At 32.3% G+C, this 19,956-nt stretch carries 17 protein-coding genes; 6 read left to right on the forward strand and 11 right to left on the reverse strand.

Annotated elements, in window-relative coordinates; genetic code table 11:
• Window positions 1-4: 4 nt before the first annotated feature.
• Window positions 5-598: a YdeI/OmpD-associated family protein gene (locus tag GBO31_RS06535; protein ID WP_219007530.1), complete on the forward strand. Its 594-nt coding sequence runs from the start codon at window positions 5-7 to the stop codon at window positions 596-598.
• A 20-nt stretch (window positions 599-618) separates the two neighbouring features.
• Here the strand turns inward: GBO31_RS06535 and GBO31_RS06540 are convergent, their stop codons facing one another.
• From GBO31_RS06540 to GBO31_RS06550, 3 genes are all read right to left on the reverse strand, one after another.
• Window positions 619-3,156, reverse strand: a complete 2,538-nt coding sequence (locus GBO31_RS06540) for a PQQ-dependent sugar dehydrogenase (protein WP_219007531.1) — start codon at window positions 3,154-3,156, stop codon at window positions 619-621.
• Window positions 3,157-3,228: 72 nt separating this feature from the next.
• Window positions 3,229-3,888 carry an alpha/beta hydrolase gene (locus GBO31_RS06545; protein ID WP_219007532.1) on the reverse strand — a complete coding sequence of 220 codons (660 nt, stop codon included), beginning with the start codon at window positions 3,886-3,888 and terminating at the stop codon, window positions 3,229-3,231.
• A gap of 32 nt (window positions 3,889-3,920) precedes the next feature.
• Window positions 3,921-4,730, reverse strand: coding sequence for a hypothetical protein (locus GBO31_RS06550; protein ID WP_219007533.1), 810 nt, complete (start codon window positions 4,728-4,730; stop codon window positions 3,921-3,923).
• Window positions 4,731-5,288: 558 nt separating this feature from the next.
• Between GBO31_RS06550 and GBO31_RS06555 the strand changes: the two genes are divergently transcribed.
• From GBO31_RS06555 to GBO31_RS06570, 4 genes are all read left to right on the forward strand, one after another.
• Window positions 5,289-5,642, forward strand: coding sequence for a hypothetical protein (locus GBO31_RS06555; protein ID WP_219007534.1), 354 nt, complete (start codon window positions 5,289-5,291; stop codon window positions 5,640-5,642).
• 28 nt (window positions 5,643-5,670) lie between these two features.
• The gene (locus tag GBO31_RS06560) at window positions 5,671-6,540 is read left to right on the forward strand and encodes a type IV pili methyl-accepting chemotaxis transducer N-terminal domain-containing protein (RefSeq protein ID WP_219007535.1); all 870 of its coding nucleotides are present in this window, start codon (window positions 5,671-5,673) and stop codon (window positions 6,538-6,540) included.
• A gap of 102 nt (window positions 6,541-6,642) precedes the next feature.
• Window positions 6,643-7,953: an alginate export family protein gene (locus GBO31_RS06565; protein WP_219007536.1), complete on the forward strand. Its 1,311-nt coding sequence runs from the start codon at window positions 6,643-6,645 to the stop codon at window positions 7,951-7,953.
• 206 nt (window positions 7,954-8,159) lie between these two features.
• Window positions 8,160-8,507 (forward strand): DUF3887 domain-containing protein, encoded by a 348-nt coding sequence (locus GBO31_RS06570; RefSeq protein WP_219007537.1) that lies wholly within the window; start codon window positions 8,160-8,162, stop codon window positions 8,505-8,507.
• A 9-nt stretch (window positions 8,508-8,516) separates the two neighbouring features.
• Here the strand turns inward: GBO31_RS06570 and GBO31_RS06575 are convergent, their stop codons facing one another.
• From GBO31_RS06575 to GBO31_RS06590, 4 genes are all read right to left on the reverse strand, one after another.
• The gene (locus GBO31_RS06575) at window positions 8,517-8,846 is read right to left on the reverse strand and encodes a hypothetical protein (protein ID WP_219007538.1); all 330 of its coding nucleotides are present in this window, start codon (window positions 8,844-8,846) and stop codon (window positions 8,517-8,519) included.
• Between the two features lie 18 nt (window positions 8,847-8,864).
• On the reverse strand, window positions 8,865-10,118 hold the full coding sequence (locus GBO31_RS06580; RefSeq protein WP_219007539.1) for a dihydroorotase: 1,254 nt from the start codon (window positions 10,116-10,118) through the stop codon (window positions 8,865-8,867).
• A complete protein-coding gene (locus GBO31_RS06585) occupies window positions 10,115-12,040 on the reverse strand; it encodes a vWA domain-containing protein (RefSeq protein WP_219007540.1) in 1,926 nt (641 codons plus the stop codon). Before GBO31_RS06585 ends, GBO31_RS06580 begins: the two co-directional genes overlap by 4 nt.
• Window positions 12,041-12,198: 158 nt before the next feature.
• Window positions 12,199-12,720 (reverse strand): porin family protein, encoded by a 522-nt coding sequence (locus tag GBO31_RS06590; RefSeq protein ID WP_219007541.1) that lies wholly within the window; start codon window positions 12,718-12,720, stop codon window positions 12,199-12,201.
• Between the two features lie 173 nt (window positions 12,721-12,893).
• On the opposite strand from GBO31_RS06590, the gene GBO31_RS06595 reads away from it, so the two are divergent.
• Entirely contained in the window at window positions 12,894-14,450 is a 1,557-nt protein-coding gene (locus tag GBO31_RS06595) for an NAD(P)/FAD-dependent oxidoreductase (RefSeq protein WP_219007542.1), read from the forward strand.
• Here the strand turns inward: GBO31_RS06595 and GBO31_RS06600 are convergent.
• The 4 genes from GBO31_RS06600 to GBO31_RS06615 form a co-directional block, all read right to left on the reverse strand.
• Entirely contained in the window at window positions 14,447-15,664 is a 1,218-nt protein-coding gene (locus GBO31_RS06600) for a sensor histidine kinase (protein WP_343211289.1), read from the reverse strand. The genes GBO31_RS06595 and GBO31_RS06600 overlap by 4 nt on opposite strands.
• A gap of 182 nt (window positions 15,665-15,846) precedes the next feature.
• Window positions 15,847-16,620, reverse strand: a complete 774-nt coding sequence (locus GBO31_RS06605; RefSeq protein ID WP_219007543.1) for a TIGR02757 family protein — start codon at window positions 16,618-16,620, stop codon at window positions 15,847-15,849.
• Window positions 16,621-16,661: 41 nt separating this feature from the next.
• Entirely contained in the window at window positions 16,662-17,330 is a 669-nt protein-coding gene (locus GBO31_RS06610) for an ABC transporter ATP-binding protein (protein ID WP_219007544.1), read from the reverse strand.
• 56 nt (window positions 17,331-17,386) lie between these two features.
• Window positions 17,387-19,819 (reverse strand): DUF5916 domain-containing protein, encoded by a 2,433-nt coding sequence (locus tag GBO31_RS06615; RefSeq protein WP_219007545.1) that lies wholly within the window; start codon window positions 19,817-19,819, stop codon window positions 17,387-17,389.
• Between the last annotated feature and the right edge of the window lie 137 nt (window positions 19,820-19,956).

Genomic DNA, 19,956 nt, shown 5'->3' on the forward strand with positions numbered 1-19,956 from the left:
ATAAATGCAGAATAATAAATCCGTAGAAGAGTTTATTTCCAAAAAGCCGGATTGGAAAGAAAGTTTAGAATTGTTGAGATCTATAATGACCTCAACAGAAATGGAAGAAACTATTAAATGGGGAGTTCCTACCTATACTATAAAAGGTAAAAATGTTGTTGGGTTGAGCGCATTTAAATCCTATGTTGGCATATGGTTTCATCAGGGAGTTTTTCTGAAAGATCCTTATAATAAACTCATGAATGCGCAAGAAGGGAAAACCAAAGGTTTGCGACAATGGAGATTTAATACTTTCGAAGAAATAGATAAAGAACAAATACTAGAATACGTTCTGGAGGCTATTCAGAATCAAAAGGAAGGTAAAGAAATCACAATAGAACGTTCTTCGAAGGATATTGAGATACCTGAACGGTTGAAGGTTGCATTAGAACAAAATAATGATTTAAAGACTTGTTTTCATAAACTGACTCCTTTTAAACAAAAAGAATATATGGAGTATATCGTTACAGCTAAACGAGATGCTACAAAAGATTCTAGATTGAATAAAATAATACCAATGATCCTACAAGGAATAGGTTTAAATGATAAATATAGATAAAACTATGATCTGCTTTATTGTTATTGTTTGATAATTTTTAGTACTTGCTTACCTTTTATATTCAGTAAATACATTCCAGTGTTTCTAGTGGAAATATCAAAAGAATTAGTATTTCCTTTATCAATAACTTTTCCAGTCATATCTGTTAAAATCCAATCACTTTTTTCAGGGAGTTGAACAATACCTGTTGTTGGATTAGGATATAAATAAATTTGCTGCTCAGAAATGTCGGGAATACTCAATACATTTTCTGATACCCATTGAGCGGTGTTATTGGCATTACTAGCTCCGGCAATCGAAAAGTTACCAGCAGCAAATATTTTGTCAACACCATCACTGTTAGAAGCGAAACGCATCGTATTGATCTTTATATCTACACCAACATTGGTATTTGTTCCCAAAGCTTGCCACCCATTGGTTTCATTCCATCTAGCAATATTATTTACGATGATACTATTAGAATTATCAATATTTGCATTATCAAAAGCACCACCGACGTATAAATTATTTCCATCATGAATTAAAGTATTCACGATATTGTTTACGCCATTGCCTAGGCTTGACCAAGTTGAAGAGTTTGTATTCCATCGTGCAATACGATTTACTGTTTGTCCACCAGCGATAGAAAAGTTACCTCCAATAAATACGTTATTTCCAGAAATAGCGATAGCTTCAACAAAACCACTTGTGCCAGTTCCCAAAGTTCCCCAATTATTGCCATCCCAAGTAGCTATCCTGTTAGCAGTAACATCTCCGGCTTCATCAAAGTTTCCGCCTACATATAGTATTCCATTAGCATCTAGTGCTAAAGACCGAACCTCGTTATTTGTACCAGAAACAGAGCTTCCCGCATCAGTTAAAGCTGACCATGAAGAACCATTCCATGAAGCTATATTTCGAACAGTACTATTATTTATGGTTTCAAACACGCCACCTACAAAAACAGTATTGTTATTTATTTCTATTGCTGCTACAGTACCATCAGTTCCAGATCCTAAAGCAGACCAAGTAGTTCCATTCCACATCGCAATATTTTTTGCTTCAACTCCACCAATTTCAGTAAAACTACCACCAGCATATAGATTTCCATTTGGCGCAATTTTAAGAGCATTAATTGTTCCATTAGATCCTGTGCTCAATGTTCTCCAACCTGAAGACTCATTCCAAACAGCAATGTTATTTGCACTTATAGTACCTGCTTCTGTAAAAGTACCTGCATGATATACATCTCCATTAGTATCGGTTGCTATCGCTTGTACAAGACCATTAGGAATTCCTTGATTAAGAGAACTCCATTCTCCAATACCATTCACAGCGGTTCCTGATGGAGTAGAAGTACCGTCAACAAGTTTATAAAGCTGAGCATTACTTCCATAATCACTAAAATAAAGCTCCCCATTTGTATCTACTCCAAAAGAGGAAACAAATTCACCCGAAGTATTAAAAAGCAAAGTACTACTGGCATCTCCCGTAGACGAGTTATAATCCAATACCCAAACTCTTCCACTTACATAATCTCCAAAAATATATTTTGAATTAATATCAGGGTTAAGGCTTGTAATTTCCGAACCTCTATACACGTATCCTCCTGTAATAGATCGATCTCCTTGGTTTCGATTATAAAAATGAACTGGAAATTCGGTTGGTTCCGTAATGATTACACCGCTATTAGCCACGGAATTTGCTTCAAATCTACTCCAACCATAATTTTTTCCATTTTCTATAATGTTGACTTCTTCAAAAGCACCTTGCCCTACATCTGCACCCCATAATCGTCCTGTAACATTATCAAAAGAAAATTTCCATGTATTTCTGATCCCATAAGCATAAATTTCATCTAACCCGCTAATGCCAACAAAAGGATTGTCACTTGGTATTTCATAATTTCCATTGGGAAGATCTGGATTCGTCTCTATTGGGTTATTTCCATCTAAATCTATATCGATTCGTAAGATACTACCGAAGACGGTATTTTTATTTTGCCCATTTCCTTCAGGATCATTTCCTCCGCCACCGTCTCCGATGGAGATGTACAGATATCCATCAGGGCCAAATTCAATTTTACCACCATTGTGGTTGCTATTATTTTGATTTTTGTCAAACTGAAAAATCACTAATTCACTATTCGGATCTACAAAATTGGGATTAGTAGGACTTACAGTAAATCTAGAAAGTACCATTCTAACAGAAATACCTGATACAGGGCTGTCTGTGGTATAGTAAGTATACAGATAACGATTGGTATCAAAGTCTGGATGAAAGGCTAGTCCTAAAAGCCCTACTTCTTGTCCATCTCTAAAACGAACTCGATCGGTGATATTTAAAAATGTATCAACTTCACTTTCTAAAACATTACTTCTTCTCGGAAATACCTTTATTCGTCCTCTTTGTTCTAAAATGAACATTCGATCTGTTCCATCTCTTGGAGATTGTATTTCTACAGGAAATTCGAAATCAATATTAGGGAAAGCATTTTCGTAGGTTATTTGTCCTGTTGTAATAAAAGAGAAAGACAATAAAAAAACTAGGAAAACAATTGGAGTAGTTTGTGTTTTCATTTGAAGAGTTTTAAGACTTGTGATCTTAATTCAACGAAAACAAAAACTATTTAGTATAGTAAAAGTATACTTTTAGATGTGATTATTGAGCCAATCTTTAAATTGATAAAAATTCTGTGGAGCAACTCCATGACCTACTGGAAATTCGTTTAAAGTAGTCTGAATTCCAAGTTCATTAAATTTAATAGGTGCTTTTCTTGCCCAATCAATAGGAATCACTTGATCTACACTTCCGTGAGAACAATATATATTAAGATTAGAAAAATCTTGCCCTTCATAACCATCTTTGAGAATATCTTCATTCAAATATCCACTTAACGCAATGACATTTTTAATTTTTTGAGGGTAGGATAGTGCAACCGCATAACTAAGAATAGTACCTTGACTAAAACCTAATAGTGTTACATTACTCGCGTCTAAATCATATGCTGCGATCGCTTCATCTATGAAATTTGAAATCTTATCTCTGGATTCAATAGCTTGAGCATCATCGCTAAACTTTCCTTGGGCTGCATCAAAATAAATTGCGTACCAGGCATTTCCGTAGGGTTGCATAGGGTACGGAGCTCTTACCGAGATTATACATAATTCCTCTTGCAATTCTGGAGCAAAAGAAAATAAATCATTCTCATCACTTCCATAACCATGAAACATAAATAAAACAGGAGTTTTGTCCTTTTTTATTTTTGGAGCTTTTATAATGTGATGTAGTGATAATGTACTTGTCTCCATGTTATATAATCTATCGGTTAAAATTTGCGTATTTACTTTAATTGTAAATGAATATGATCATCATGTCTAACTGCCTGGCATCCGTGAAATCTAATTTTAGAATTTTTTAGATGTAATCTACTTTTTAGATGTGGCTCAATAAAAACTTTTCCTACCATCTTATCATTTACGACTGCCAAAATTAAATCTTTTGTTGCTTTTTCTGAAAGTTTCAATTGATTATTTACGATACCGAAAGTAACGTATTTGGTAACATCATATTGCCAATATCCTTTTTTCTTACATAAGTTGTTTTGATTGAATTCGTTAGCTTTAGGATCTTCAAAAACACCATATCCAAATATAGAAGGTTTCTTATTGGTTAATTGTCCTTCTTTATTGAGATAGATAAATGAGAGATCGACTTTTTTCCCGTCGTTATGACTTAGGTGAGGAAGCAAAGGGAATCCATCTTTAAAAGGAAAATTAGCGTCTAAATATACTAGTTTAACACCATTATGTTTTTGATGAATCTTTTTAGCAATGTTTTGTAAGGAATTATTTAAATCAGGAGTTACATAATTCCTGTTAGATAATAATGTAAAAAAGGTGCAAGCTTCTATATATGATGTATTCTTAATTTTTTCTCTACCAAATATAGGTGCTATATAAGGGATAATAATAAAAGTACTAATTAGATATACTAAAAGGAAGGTACTATATTTTCGAATTCTATACTTCTTATATTTTTTCGAAAATATAATTTCTATAATCAGATAAAGTATTCCTCCGATCTGAGTCAATACAGTAAGAATAATTACAAAAATTATTTTGACAATTATTACGATAGCTTTTTTTAACATAATTTATATTGTAGTATTATTCTTACATTTTAGAAATCAATTTTGTTTGTATAACCTTGTTTTTCAGTAATTAAGTTTTTAAGTATAACAATAGGTTGTTTTTTGTTAGATTAAAAGGGTTATTTCGTCGATGAAATGTTAATATTATCGATGAAATGCATATACAATCGTTAATTTTGTGTTAAAAACATAAAATAATTACGGTTTTACCGTATTGTTAACATAGATTTAAGAAATTTTTAATCATTAAAATGTTTTTGTTAAACCTAAAACAGTAGGTGTGAATATTTAAAAAAATCACTTTGTTTTTTAAAGGGGCATTAACAGAACAAACTATAAACAACTTTATTATAACATGATTGGGGATAAAATATTATGAACTATGCATTAGATAATTATTAGACTGATGTATAACGCAAACGAACGTACTAAAAAAGCATTTGAGCGAATTTAAAATTATACCGATGTGTTTTGATATAATTTTGAGCAAGTAGGTTCCAAATTTCGAAATTTTACCATTTATGAATTATTGTAAATACTAATATAACCCTAAATCTTATGAAAAAAATTATTCTTTTATTACTAGTATGCAGTTGTTTTAGTTTTCTTCAAACCGAAGATAGTTATAAAATGACTGTTACTAAAATAGCAGATGCTTACAATGCTAAAGATGCAGATCAGATATTCGGACTGTTTGCTGCAGACCTTCAATCTTCTTTTACGTTAGATAAAGTCAAGACCTTTATTACTGATAATCATGCCAAAAAAGGTATGATGGGATCATCAGCCTTCTTAATGGATGATGAAGGTAATAAGCGTTATCTGATGGAGTTCGATAATTCTTCTACCATTTTGATATTAGGACTATCTACTGATAATAAAATAACCAAATTGGAACTTGAAGAATATTAAGATTAATCTCAACTATAAAAATTATACAATGAAAAATAACTTTACGTCTAAGTTTATGGTCCTATTTTTTATGATAGGAATAGGAATACCGAGCATCAATAATATTAGTGCCCAACAGAGTATGAAATATGGAATGTTAACTTTTAATAAAGCGGTTAATATTTCTGGGAAACAACGAATGTTAAGTCAGAAAATGGCAAAATCATATTTGTACTTGGTGGAAAATCCAAGYGATATGAAGGCTAAAAGAGATTTGTTGACAAGTAAAATCATTTTTGAAAAACAGAATGGTATTATTAAACAGAATTCTGGATATAAAGCAACGAAGGATAGAATTGCCAAAGTAGATCAAATTTGGATAGAGTTCAAAAAACTTATTGAAAGTACACCAAACTATGACAATGCAAAGAAGATTATTGATCTGAATACGGATCTACTGAAAGCAACAAATGATGTTGTATCCGCTGTAATTGTAGAATCCAAAGGAGCGAATAAAAGTAGTGATGCCCTTCTTGAAGATGAAGGCTTAGGAGAATCTGATTTAGAACTAAAAAAGATGATCAATATGGCTGGTAGACAACGTATGCTTTCTCAAAGATTGGCGTTATATTATTTTGCAAATCAGAATACCCTGAAAACAAAAAACTCTGAGTCTATGCTAAATAATGTATACAATGAACTTGATGGAGCAATTACAATGCTTTTAATTTCTAATTTCAATAATGAACAAATTGATGAAAAATTAGGAGTAGCAATGACCAAATGGGAAAATGTGAAAAACAATAAAGAAAAGCTTTTGAATCAAGGTTTTAAACCTTCTGAGATGTATAAACTTAGCAATGATCTAACCAAAGCTTTTAATGTAGTAACAGGATTATACGAGAAAGTTAAAATATAAATTCTAGAATAAATCTAGTTTTTGAACGGGGAAAAATACGTATTTTAAACTTGTTTTAAATACGTATTTTTTTTACCAATATCTCAAAAAAACCAATTCAAAATGAAAAAAACACTACCATTATTAATTTGTGCTCTTTTATGCATAGGCAATTTCAAAGCACAAGAATTACGTATAGATGCAGATATAAGACCAAGAGCAGAATATCTACGTGGTTTTGGCAATCTTGTTCCTGCAGGAGTTGATGCTGCTATTTTTGTACAACAACGTTCTCGTTTAAAGTTCGGATATACTGCCGATAAATTTGCAGCGTATGTAAGTGTGCAGGATGTAAGTGTTTGGGGAGATACACCTCAAATAGCTGTCGCTGATGATAACAATAGCTTCTCACTAGCTCAAGCTTGGATTGATTTTAAGTTTGGAAAAGGATGGTCTACTAAAATAGGTAGACAAGCACTTTCTTATGACGATCAAAGAATCTTAGGAGGATTAGATTGGGCGATGCAAGGAAGATTCCATGATGCTGCTTTACTCAAATACAAAAACGAAAGTGGTTTAAAACTAGATGTAGGTTTCTCATTTAATCAAAATGGTTTAAGTAGAATTAATACTTTGTTTGATCCTAACAATGGCGGAAATGCTAGAGCAGTATTTGATTACAAAGGAATGGCATATGCTTGGTTACATAAAGACTGGGAGAAATTCTCAGGGAGTTTACTATTCGTAAATAATTCTTATCAAAACTTAGATTCTACTGACGGGCAAACACCAATTGATGGAACTGTAAACAGACAAACTTTCGGAACACACTTGGTTGCTAAACCAGCCAAAGGACTAAAAATTGCATTAAACTTGTATGGACAAACGGGAAAGTTTACGGAAACTGTTGATTTATCAGCTTATAATGCTGCATTGGAAGTAACCTACAAACCAGGGAAAACACTATTTGGACTTGGTGGTGAAATCTTGAGTGGTGATGATAACGGAGGAAGTGATGGAGAGATCAAATCTTTCTTCCCAATTTTTGGAACCAACCACAAGTTTAACGGATATATGGATTATTTCTTTGTTGGAAATCATGCAAACAGTGTAGGTTTAGTAGATCTATATGCCAAAGCTGTTCTTAAAACAGGGAAATCCAATAGTTTATTAGCCAAACTACATTATTTTTCTGCAGACCAAGATATTGCTGGAACAGATGATAAATACTTAGGAACAGAATTAGATCTTGTATTTACACAAAAGATATTACCTTATGCTACCTTAAAAATAGGATATTCTCAGATGTTTGCTGGAGATAGTATGGAAGTATTAAAAGGAGTGGCAAATCCAAGTGGATTACAAAACTGGGGATGGGCAATGTTAGTAGTAAAACCAAATTTCTTAAAGTGGAGTCCTAAACCTACTGAATAATAGTACAAGTATAGATCTTTTAAAAAAGCCTGAGTAAGTAATTTCTCAGGTTTTTTTGAAGATTCTACATTAATTTTCAATTTTTTATATAGAAAATTATAAAATTCTTATTACTTAAATACGTATTAATACTTAATTTTGATTTAATTGGAGGAATATTCCCTAATTTTGAAATCTTTTAAAACCTATTGAAAATACACCTTACCATGAAACAACTACTATATATTGTTTTGCTTTTTTGTTTGCATACCGGTATTGCCCAAACGGATGCAGATTACGAAAATGCAATGAAAACGATTATTGAGGCCTACAATGCTAATGATGCTCAAAAAATCTTTGACCAGTTTTCTCCTGATTTACAAGCGAGTTATCCTGTTGATAAACTAAAAGAATTTGTTACTAAAACCATAGAGGATCAAGGGAAATTTTCGGAATTTGATTTTATGGATACAGATGGCGGACATCGTTATCTTGTGCAATCTGACAATGACTCTGTAATTTTAGTTATAGGATTAACCTCAGATCTTAAACTTAGCAAGTTTATAAAAGAATAATGTAGTTACTTATTTAATAAAAGTAAACCATTGTTGAAATAAAGGTCCTACTAGAGGGACTGGTTTTTGCTCTTCTCGCACAGCAGTCAATATACCATAAAACCATATTACAAATATAAAAATGTAAAAAGAAGAAGAAATAAGCCAAGAGTCGAATACACTAACCAAAGCACCTATCAGATAAAATCCGATATTGATTCCTAATGCTTGCCTAATATGAAAACTTGCAAAGGCATTTTTGGATTCTTGATTCATGAAAAAAGCTATAATAGTTCCGATTATGGTTATATAAGCTACAATAGCTGGAGTTTTTCCTTGTTTTTCGTAATCTGATTGCATGATGATATAGAGATTATTTTATTTCAATATAAGTTGTTTATTAGAAAGAATACCATACACATTTCCTTTTATTTCCTTTCCTAAAAAAGCACTGTTTTGAGAAGTAGATAATATATATTCATTAGTAAAAGTAGTAGTTCCTTTAGGGTTAAATAATGATAAATTAGCCTTATTTCCTTTATCTATTGTGTTACTTTCTATTTGGAATACTTCTTTTCCTCCAGTAAGCACATTAATTGTGTCATTTATAGGTAGTACGTTATTCAGAATTCCGAAAGCACTTTCTAGTCCGATAGTTCCGTACATGGCATTATCGAATTCTACTTTTTTATGTTCAATATCCACAGGTTGATGATCAGTAGTAACCATATCAATCGTACCATCTTTAATACCACTTAAAATGCTATCGATATCATTCTGAGTTCTCAATGGCGGTAGTACTTTATAGTTTGTATCGAAAGTAGCTAATTCTTTATCTGTAAGGTGTAAATTGTGCACAGAAACACTACAAGTAACTTGAAGCCCTTTAGCCTTAGCATCCTTAATTAATTGTATTGATTTTGCAGTAGAAATAGTAGGGATATGTAATTTTCCTCCCGTATATTCTAATAAGAAAAGGTCTCTCGATATCTGTAATTCTTCCGCAAGAGCAGGGATTCCTTTAAGACCAAGCAAAGTACTTTGTTCTTCTTCATGTACCATTCCTTTTCCTGCTATATTATTCTCTTGAGGAAATGAAAGCACCAATCCATCAAAGTTTTGTGCATATAGTAATGCAATTTTAAGCAAATTTGGATTTTTAATTGGTTTTTTATAATCTCCAAAGGCAATAGCACCTGCTTGTTTCATATCGTACAACTCAGCTAAATCTATTCCTATAGACTGGACTGTTAATGCTCCAATAGGATGTAAATTAACAGGATGTTGTAAAGATTTACTTTGCAGAAAACCTACTGATGCACTTGTATCAATAATAGGAAGTGTATTTGGGTTTAACGCGATGTCCGTGAATCCACTTTTGGCAGCTACATTCAATCCATTGGCAATAGTTTCTCTTTCTTCATATCCTGGTTCTCCAAAACTAACACTACTATCAAACCAACCTTGAGATATATGTAGATTTTCTAATTTGATTTCTTCTACATGATCTTTAACTTCAATTAGGGCGTCAATATCTTTTATGATGCCATTTTCAATTAGAATATCTACTGTTTGATGGTGAAAAGGAGAAGAAGGATCAATAACAGTAGCAGCCTTTAATAAAAAGTTCATTTCAGATATTTTAGTAATAAGATTTCAATTAGTAAGAAAATCAGAGCAAAAATAATAAACCATTTCCAAAGTTCGTGAATACTCGTTTCTTCTTTTATTTGTTCAAAAAGATTCGAAACAGAATCATTTACTTCATAAGTAGCATTGGTGGATAAGTTATAATATTGTAAATCACTTTCTTTATTGTTATAATTATAACCTACGTGCTGGATAATATTTTCTTTATCTTTTAATGCATAAATACCGGCTTTAGAAGGAACATCCTCGGTTGTGATCCTTACTTTAGAAGTAAAACTTTGTTGTAAAGGAATACTAGTTTCTTCGCTGGATTGTAATGATAAGATGCCATCTTGTCCTAATGAAATGGGAACATCATAAGAATTTGTTTGTCCAATTATATAAGAGATGTTGGATAGTTTCAAACTTTGTTTGCCTATATTATAAAGGGTAGGAACAATTAGTGGTGAATTTTTGAAATTTGAATTTTCAGTATTCAAGGCAGCCGTGAAAATATATAGAGAACCTGTTTTGTATAAAAAAGGAGCATTATCCTCAAAAGATAAAATGATATTATTGGCTGWGGTACTATAGAATGAATTTACTTTTGGATATTGAAAATTACGAACCTGTTTATCAAAAACTCCTCTATATAGAGGATGAGCGAAATTAATTTCTGTAATTTTCTTTTCTTGATCTTTAGACCCTAATAAACCTTCGGAAGAGAAACCACCAATAAATTGTTGGTAAGAAGCAAGGTTTCCATCCGTAGCAGGGATAAAACAAATATTCCCTCCTTGATCTGTAAATTGTTTTAATGCATTTATTAGTGAAGTTGGAATTTGTTTTAGTTCATTAATAATTACAAGATTTGCATTACTAATATCATTATAATTTAAACCATCAAAAGGTGTACTGATTAAAGAAAACTCATCGTTGGTATAAATATTCTTGATAAAATTATCTTTAGCTTCGTTAATCGCAACTACTTTTATTTTTTCTGGGGTATTAATGGTAAAATATCTATAATTATCAAATGTTAAGGCAGGATCTTCGATGATTACACGACCATTAATTTTAGTATTTTCTTCAATTCTAAATTCAGCATTTGTAGTACCGTTTGCATTCATGGAAACGGTAGTTTTAGCGAGTAGTTTTTCATCGTTGTATAAAGCAATGGAAGCATTGTCCGCTTTATCATTTGAATTACTTAAAACAGAATTTAAGACAAGTTCATTATTTTCGTTACGACTTAGGTACAAACTATCTATTGCTATGTTTTGACGGCTTACTGGTGTTAACTGTACTAGGTTTGTTTTCGTACTTTCATCGATAGGAATATTGAAATTTCCATCTTTTTGCTGAAAGTCTGAAACCATAATTAATCGTTTTGTAGTTTCTGGTGAATTGCCTAATAATTTTTTACCTTTTAAATATGCTGCACTATAAGAAATCTGATTGGATGTATACTCTAATTTCAGTAAATCATTCCGGATATCTTTTTTGCTAACATCTATAAAAGTTTCTGTATTTGTGAAAATTGAATAGGTTTCGTCATCAGGTAAAGAACTTAGAAGTTCTTGTATAGCTCGTTGTAATAAAGCACCTTTAGGACCCTTAGCTTGCATACTAAATGAATTGTCCAAGTAGATAGCGGTTTCACTTTTTTTATCAATAATTTCTTCTGAAGCAAAAAATGGTTGTGCAAAAGCAATAATGATTGCAGCAAAAGCTAATAAACGAGAAAGTAGCGTTAACCATTTTTTTATTTGTGAACTTTTACGAGTTTGTATCGTAACTGCTTTTAAAAATTGGACATTTGTGAAAGCTACCTTTTGAAAACGTCTTAACTGGAATAAATGGACTATAATGGGGATAACAAGTGCAAATAAAGCGTAAAGAAATTCTGGGTGTTTAAATTGCATTCGCGAATAACGTTTATCAAATATACTATAAGATTTGGGATTGACGGTTTGGGCTTAACTAATTTTTAGGTAAGATAATTCTTAAATATATTTTTATTGCTAAAAATTATAAAGCGGAAGTTTTCTTCCGCTTTATAAAGTAAATTCTTTTAATTTTTTTAAAGGAAATAATATCCTACTGATAATTGAAAGGTACCATTTCTAACATCGCTATTATCAACAACATCTGTAATACCGAAATTATACCTTGCTTGTGCAAAGAATTTTCCGAATTCTACTCCTGCACCAGCAGCTGCACTTACATCAAAATTCTTAGTTTCAATAGCATCTGCATAATCATCATTTACTAATACTCCAAACTGAGGACCTGCTTCAAAACTTAAGAATTTTAAGAATTTATATTTTACCAAAATTGGAATGTTTACATAATCAATGTCCAAGTCATCAGCTCCTTGAGCAGAATATAAAAGTTCTGGTTGTATCGCAAATTTACCTGGTAATCCTATTTGAGCGGCGACACCTATATGATAGCCTGTTCTGGCATCAAGATTTGAAGGAACATTATCTCCATTGATAGTAGATAAGTTGATACCTCCTTTAATTCCCAATTTTAAACTTTGAGCATTCGAAATTGAAGTAAAACCGATAAGCACAATGGCTAATAAAAATAGTTTTTTCATAAGTTAAATTGATTGTTTGTTCTAATCAAATATAGAAACTTAAACATTAAAAAGAGTTAAAGTTATCTTTTAATTGGGTGAGAGATTGCATAGATTTTTTAATCAATTGATTCTAATACAAATAAATTTGTGTAATAACATTGTATCTTCGCAAAAAAATACCACCCATTCCTTTGCAATACGAATTTAGCATACAAGTATCTCCAGAAATAGCTTCAAATCCTGATTTATTAAAGCTACAGGTTTCAAGAAAAAACAGCATACCGATTGAAGAAATTAGGTATGTACAAATTTTAAAAAGATCAATTGATGCAAGGCAAAGAACGGTTAAAATAAATTTAAAGGTAAAAGTGTATGTAAAAGAAGACTACGTAAAAGAACATATACACTTACCCAATTATCCAGATGTGTCTAATGCTAGAGAAGTAGCAATCATAGGAGCAGGACCAGCAGGATTATTTGCAGCATTGAAATGTGTAGAGCTTGGATATAAACCGATTGTTATAGAAAGAGGAAAGGATGTTCGAAGTAGAAGGAGAGATCTAAAAGCCATTAATAGAGATCATATTGTACATGAAGATTCTAATTACTGTTTTGGCGAAGGAGGAGCAGGAACATATAGCGACGGAAAACTTTACACGAGATCTAAAAAAAGAGGAGATGTCAATCGAATTTTACGCCTTTTAGTTGGTTTTGGTGCTACTGATCAGATTTTAGTCGAGGCGCATCCCCATATCGGGACTAACAAATTACCTGCAATCATCGCAGCAATTCGAGAAAAAATTATAGAACATGGTGGTGAAATACATTTTGAAACTAGAGTTGTAGATTTTAAAATTACGGATAATGAAATTAAAGGTGTCGTTACAGATCAACAAGATGTGATTGATGTAAATAAAGTTATTTTGGCAACAGGACATTCTGCTAGAGATATTTTTGAATTATTATATCATAAAAAAATTGAAATAGAAGCGAAACCTTTTGCGCTAGGAGTAAGAGTAGAACATTCACAACAATTGATAGATCAAATACAATATAAATGTGATGTTCGTAGTCCTTATTTACCGCCATCTCCTTATAGTATAGTAAAACAAGTAAAGGGTAGAGGTATGTATTCTTTCTGTATGTGTCCTGGTGGTGTTATCGCTCCTTGTGCTACCAGTCCTGGTGAAGTAGTAACCAATGGCTGGTCACCTTCTAAAAGGGATCAACCGACATCGAACAGTGGAATTGTAGTAGAACTTAGATTAGAAGATTTTAAAGAATTTTCTAAGCATGGTCCTTTAGCTGGAATGTATTTTCAAAAAAGTATAGAACAACGTTCTTGGAAATTAGCCGGGGAAACTCAGAAAGTTCCAGCTCAGCGTCTTGTAGATCTTACCAAAGGGAAAGTGTCCGGTGATTTACCTGAAACTTCGTATAAACCTGGTTTAAGTTCCATAAATATGAGTGAAGTTTTTCCAGAATTCATCTACAATACTTTAAAAGAAGGTTTTAAAGCTTTTGATAGAAGCATGCGTGGTTATCTGACTAATGAGGCTGTCGCACATGCTCCGGAATCGAGAACATCGTCACCCGTTAGAATTCCTAGAGATCGAAAGACATTAGAGCATATACAAATAAAAGGATTATATCCTTGCGGAGAAGGAGCGGGATATGCCGGTGGTATTATTTCTGCAGCGATTGATGGAGAAAAATGTGCCGAAGCATGTATTTTGAGTATGTCCTAAGTATCTAATTGCTTTTTAATAGAGAAATCAAAAATAGTTTGGATACCAAGTGCTGATTTTACTTTAATTCGTCCTCCTAAAGATTCTACCAGCTTTTTTACAGTGGAAAGACCTATTCCATTCCCTTTATTACCACTGCGATCAGTGCCATTTGCTGTTGTAAACAAATCGAAAATTGTATTTATTTTATCTTCAGGGATTCCCATTCCATTATCTACAACCTTGAAATAATAAAAGTTTTTATCTTCTGTATGTTCAATATCAATAATGATATGATCTTTATCATTATACTTGATACTATTTCCAATTAAATTGAAAAATATTTGTTTTAAAGCCGATTTATTACATTCTAATATAGGATTAGATTCTGGAAAATTAATCGTACAATCCGGTTTTATACTTAATAATTCTGCGATTTCTTTTAATAAATGATTTAATTTAAAGAGCTCGGGTTTATGTTGCGCAAGACTATCACTTTCATAATGGTCTAATACATCGTTTATATAATCGCTCATCGTAAACGAGGATTGTTTGATATATTCAAAATATTCCGAAGTCTCTTGATCTAGATCGTTTGCCAGTTTTAATTTCAATAAATCAGATGTGGTGATCACATTAGCTAATGGCATCTTTAGGTCATGAGATATAACTCGTGCAAAATCTTTTAAGGATTCATTTCGCTTTCTCAATTTATTTTCAATTTTCTCTAAATCCTTATTCTTTTTATTCAATTCAAAAAGAATAACCACCTGATGCGCTAGTGATTTTAGAGCTTCGAGCTGCTTGTTTGAAAGTGATTTTGGTTTACTATCAATAACACATAAAGTACCTAAAGCAAAACCGTTTTTATCAATTAGCGGAACACCAGCATAAAAAATTATCGTTCCATTTAAGGTATAAGGGTTATCCTGGAAGCGTATATCTTCTAGTGCATTATTAATAATTAATGGTGTTTCTGGTTCTAGAATGGAATGTGCACAAAAAGACTGATCTCTGGGAATTTCTTTGGTATCAAATCCATAAGAAGATTTAAACCATTCTCTATCCGTATCTACAAGAGAAATCAAAGCGATTTCAGTATCGCAAAGATATGCCGCAAGCGCAGTGATTTCATCAAACTCATTTTCGGGTTCTGTATCAAGAATACCTAAAGAATATAAAGCTTCAATTCTAAAATCTTCATTTATGGGGAGTCCAGGTATAATCATCTTCATCAAGAATTGCCTTGTGTGAAACAATTCTTAATAAAATTAACAAAAAAATATTAAAAATTAAGACTTATAGGGTTGTATTCGATCAAACGTTGATAAAAAATTACCATTCTTACTTGATTTTGTATAATCTGTAGAGAATTTTGTACAAGTATTCAAATGTTAATCTGTTGAAAGGTAGTAAGTTAAAATTTTTCAAATACACCTAACCCAAATAGTGCATAATCATATTTTACAGGGTCTGAAGCGTCTAATAACCTTAAGTTCACATCGAGTAAATGAAGTGCTTTGGCATCATTTTGATTTCTGCTGATTAGGTGTAATTTTCTGGCTACATTACCAGAGTGAACATCAAGCGGACAGGAAAGTTGAGAAGAAGAAATACTTTTCCATATACCTAAATCTACACCAGCTCCAGCATCTCGAACCATCCATCTAAGAAACATATTAATTCTTTTAGCCGCAGAATTTTTATGAGGATCACTTATATGTTTTTCTGTTCGTTGTAAATGGGGCAGACTAAAGAATTCTTTTTTAAAGAAATGAATAGCATCCTGCAAAAACTCGTCACCCGAAAATTGCTTAAAGAAACCTTCCATATCACCATATCTCTTGTATAAGTGTTGTAAAGCCTTTATAAAATAAGAAAGATCTTTATGGTTAAAAGTTCTATGTACAAAACCTTCCATGTTTTCTAAATCACTTTCTGAATGATTCATGATAAAATCATATGGCGAATTTCCCATTAATTCCATTAACTTATGGGCATTATTTAGAATGCTTTTGCGATTTCCCCAAGAAATAGTTGCAGTAAGAAAACCAGCTATTTCGATATCTTGCTTTTGGGTAAAAAGATGAGGGATTTGTACAGGATCGGTTTCTATAAATTTTGGCTGTTCATAGAAAGCTGCTTTTTCATCGAGAAATTCTTTGAGATCCTTTTGACTTAATTTTTTCACAAACCTTAGATAAAATTGAAACTATAAGTGTCTATTGATACTTAAGTCTTGTCTACTATTTTACCATCGACCATTACCAATTTTCTGTCCGCCATATCAGCCAATTCTTCATTATGAGTAACGATCACAAAGGTTTGTCCATATTCATCTCTAAGTTTAAAGAATAATTTATGTAGATTTTCAGCAGATTCACTATCCAAATTTCCGGATGGTTCATCAGCGAAAATCACTTTTGGATTATTAATTAGAGATCTTGCCACAGCTACTCGCTGCTGTTCTCCTCCTGAAAGTTCACTTGGCTTATGATCGCATCGATGCGATAGTCCTAGAAAACCTAAAAGTTCTTTGGCTCTTTTTTCAGCTTCAGCTTTTGGAACTTTTTTGATAAAAGCTGGTATGCATACATTTTCTAAAGCAGTGAATTCTGGTAGCAACTGATGAAATTGAAAAATAAACCCTAATTGTTCATTTCTAAATTTGGATAATTGTTTTTCTGATAAGAAATTGATGATATTATTATTAATAGATAAATCGCTTCCTTTTACCTGAGATGCTCTATCTAATGTTCCTAATATTTGGAGTAACGTAGTCTTTCCTGCTCCAGAAGCTCCTACTATGGAAACAATTTCTCCTTTTTTGATATGAAGATCTACACCTTTTAAAACATGCAAGTCTCCGTAATTCTTATGAATATTTTTGGCTTTTATCATCAGTTTTATTTGTACAGATGGTGAAATTAGTTAAATATCCTAAATTTCGCCAAAAATTATCCCTTAAAAGAGCCTTTTAAATTATTAACATCTAGGAAATAAACAACTCTTAATGAAACCGTATGCTGTATGGGTTGCGCAAACAAATTATCTAAACTTTCAGTGTAATTGATTGTAGAAAGTTGATCTTGATTAAAAATTTGATTTCTGTAGAGTAGGGTAGCTTCACTTCCAGGAGCAAATCTCCAACTTACACTTAGATCAAGATTCCAGATATTAAAATTAGTATTTGGATCATTTTCTGAAGTGTCATAATCTATTTGTGTTCTACTACCATCTTGATTTAAGACATAGAATACATTTTCAGAGTAATCTGCAGTACTCCAAAAATTTCTAAAACGTAAGTTTATTGCTTTATAAGGATCAAAATTATAGCTAGCACTCAAAGAGTTTTCTATAGTAGTAATATCTCTTTGTCCTAAAAATACATCAGTATCATTATTATCAATATACCCAAAGTTTCTTTTTCTTATGGAGTAGTCAGTAGCCCAGATAACCAGTAATTTGTCAGAAAAACGATATCTTGGAGAAAGGTTCATGCTATAAGTTTGCTGGTTATCTTCAAACCAATTGCGATGGAATAGTCGTACATCATAAGCAAACTTTTTTCGATAATCCGAAGATACCCACATATTGACTCCCAAGTTTTCACTAAAAGTTACAAATCTTCCATCTACTCGAGGTTCAAAGTAATCATCGGTATCGGTATCATAAATGGTAAAACCTCCAAATGCAAAACGTTCTCGTGTGGCAAAAAACCAATCTACACCTACTGAATTAGAAGTTTGAACACTAGGGTCATATAATCTACGATGTCTTGCGAAAAGATTAATTCTATAATTATTGAACACTTTTGTAGGTTCAAAAATTTGATAAGAGGTGCTAATTCTGAAACTATTAAAATTATTTCTAAAATTCACACCTAAGTCGTTAATATCTAGCGTGGTATTCGCGAGATCGTGGCCAAAACCATATCTCCATTTACCTTTGATACGATCAAAATCAAGTTCTGATCTAAAACCTGCAATATTATCTCCAGGAAGATTTACTTGACTTACGATTGACCTTCCTGTTAATCTGTAAGAGTTTGCTTTGTTCGCCAAATTCCAAACTAAACCTGTTACATTTGAATCTCTAAAATCACTGCCATTTCTCGTAACATTCGTATTTATTAATGATATGGACGAGTTTTGATTGAATTGTTGGTCCAAAACGAAGATATTGTAATTAGCTAGCGGTTCTACCACTTTTGCTCTTTGTTCTCCAGTAATAGTATCTGTAATGCGCACTTCCGTTTTTTCAGTGATAGCGTTAAAAAAACCAATCCCAAGATTCCCTTTGGTTCTTCCAGAAATTTTAAGAGCGTTTAGAAGGTTAACTTTGGTAGGGGTATCTTCTGCTACTTCATTTTCATTCAGATCATCATCGGATACAAAACCTGTTGGTCCATTTCCAACTCTTCGAGAGAAGAAAATACGTCCTTTATTAAATAATTCAGTTCCTTCTGTAAAGAACTGCCGATTTTCTCCAAATGTTTGTTCAAAAGGACCAAGATTAAGTCGAACTTCATCAAATGCAGCTTGTCCGAAATCAGGTATTAAAGTGGCATCCAACGTAAAGCTATCACTTAGTCCATATTTTACATCTAACCCTGCGCTAAAATCGGTTTCAGTTTCTCCATCTGTACTGGATGCTAAACCTTGTACAAAAGGGAAAAAAGTAAGCCTAACAGGAGGATCAATATTTTCTACACCGTTTACGATTCCGTTATATTGCGTACGTTGTCCTACTTCATTATCTATAAAATTCCAAGAATGTGTTTCATTTCTGTTTTGAAGTCGTCTAAAAAAATTGATACTCCAATCTTGTACTTCAACTTCTGGAAAACGTAGCGCGTTATACGGTATTTTAAATTCAGCATACCAACCCTTGTCATCGTATGATATTTTGGCACTAAAAACTACATTATAGCTGAAATCTTCATTGAATTGATCTGCTCTGGCATCTCCAATAGTTCCTGCACTGGTTATAAAGAATCGAGTTTCATTGATCCCATCATTGTAGGTGTTTATCGAAATATTAAAAAAGTCTGCTTGGGCAAAAACATTATCACGCTGACTGAATTGTTTAAGAATTTTATCTGGCTGATCATCATATAAATATGCTGCAAAGTATACCGCTTTATTATCATAAGCCATTTTTACTTCGGTTCTTACGTTATCAGGTATAGTACCTTCATTTCCAGGTTGCCACATCTTAAAATCTCCTGATGGCTCGATGTTTTTCCAAACATCATCATCCAATATTCCATCTATCTTCGGAGGATTAGATATGCGATGTGCTGTAATTTGTTTTTTTTCTTGACCAAATAAGTGAAAGGCATGCAATAAAATTAGCACACTTAAGATAGGGCGTATGTTTCTTTCCATATTTTGTAAAAAAATCCTTACTTTCTTGACTTATTTGCAAAACTAGCCTTTACACATAAATGGCGTACTAATGAAAAGTTAAAAAGCATCATCACTGTTTACGATATATGTACATTCGTTGAACAATATTTACATTT

It is taken from the genome of Aquimarina litoralis (assembly GCF_019295435.1).
GTDB classification, from domain to species: Bacteria; Bacteroidota; Bacteroidia; order Flavobacteriales; family Flavobacteriaceae; genus Aquimarina; species Aquimarina litoralis_A.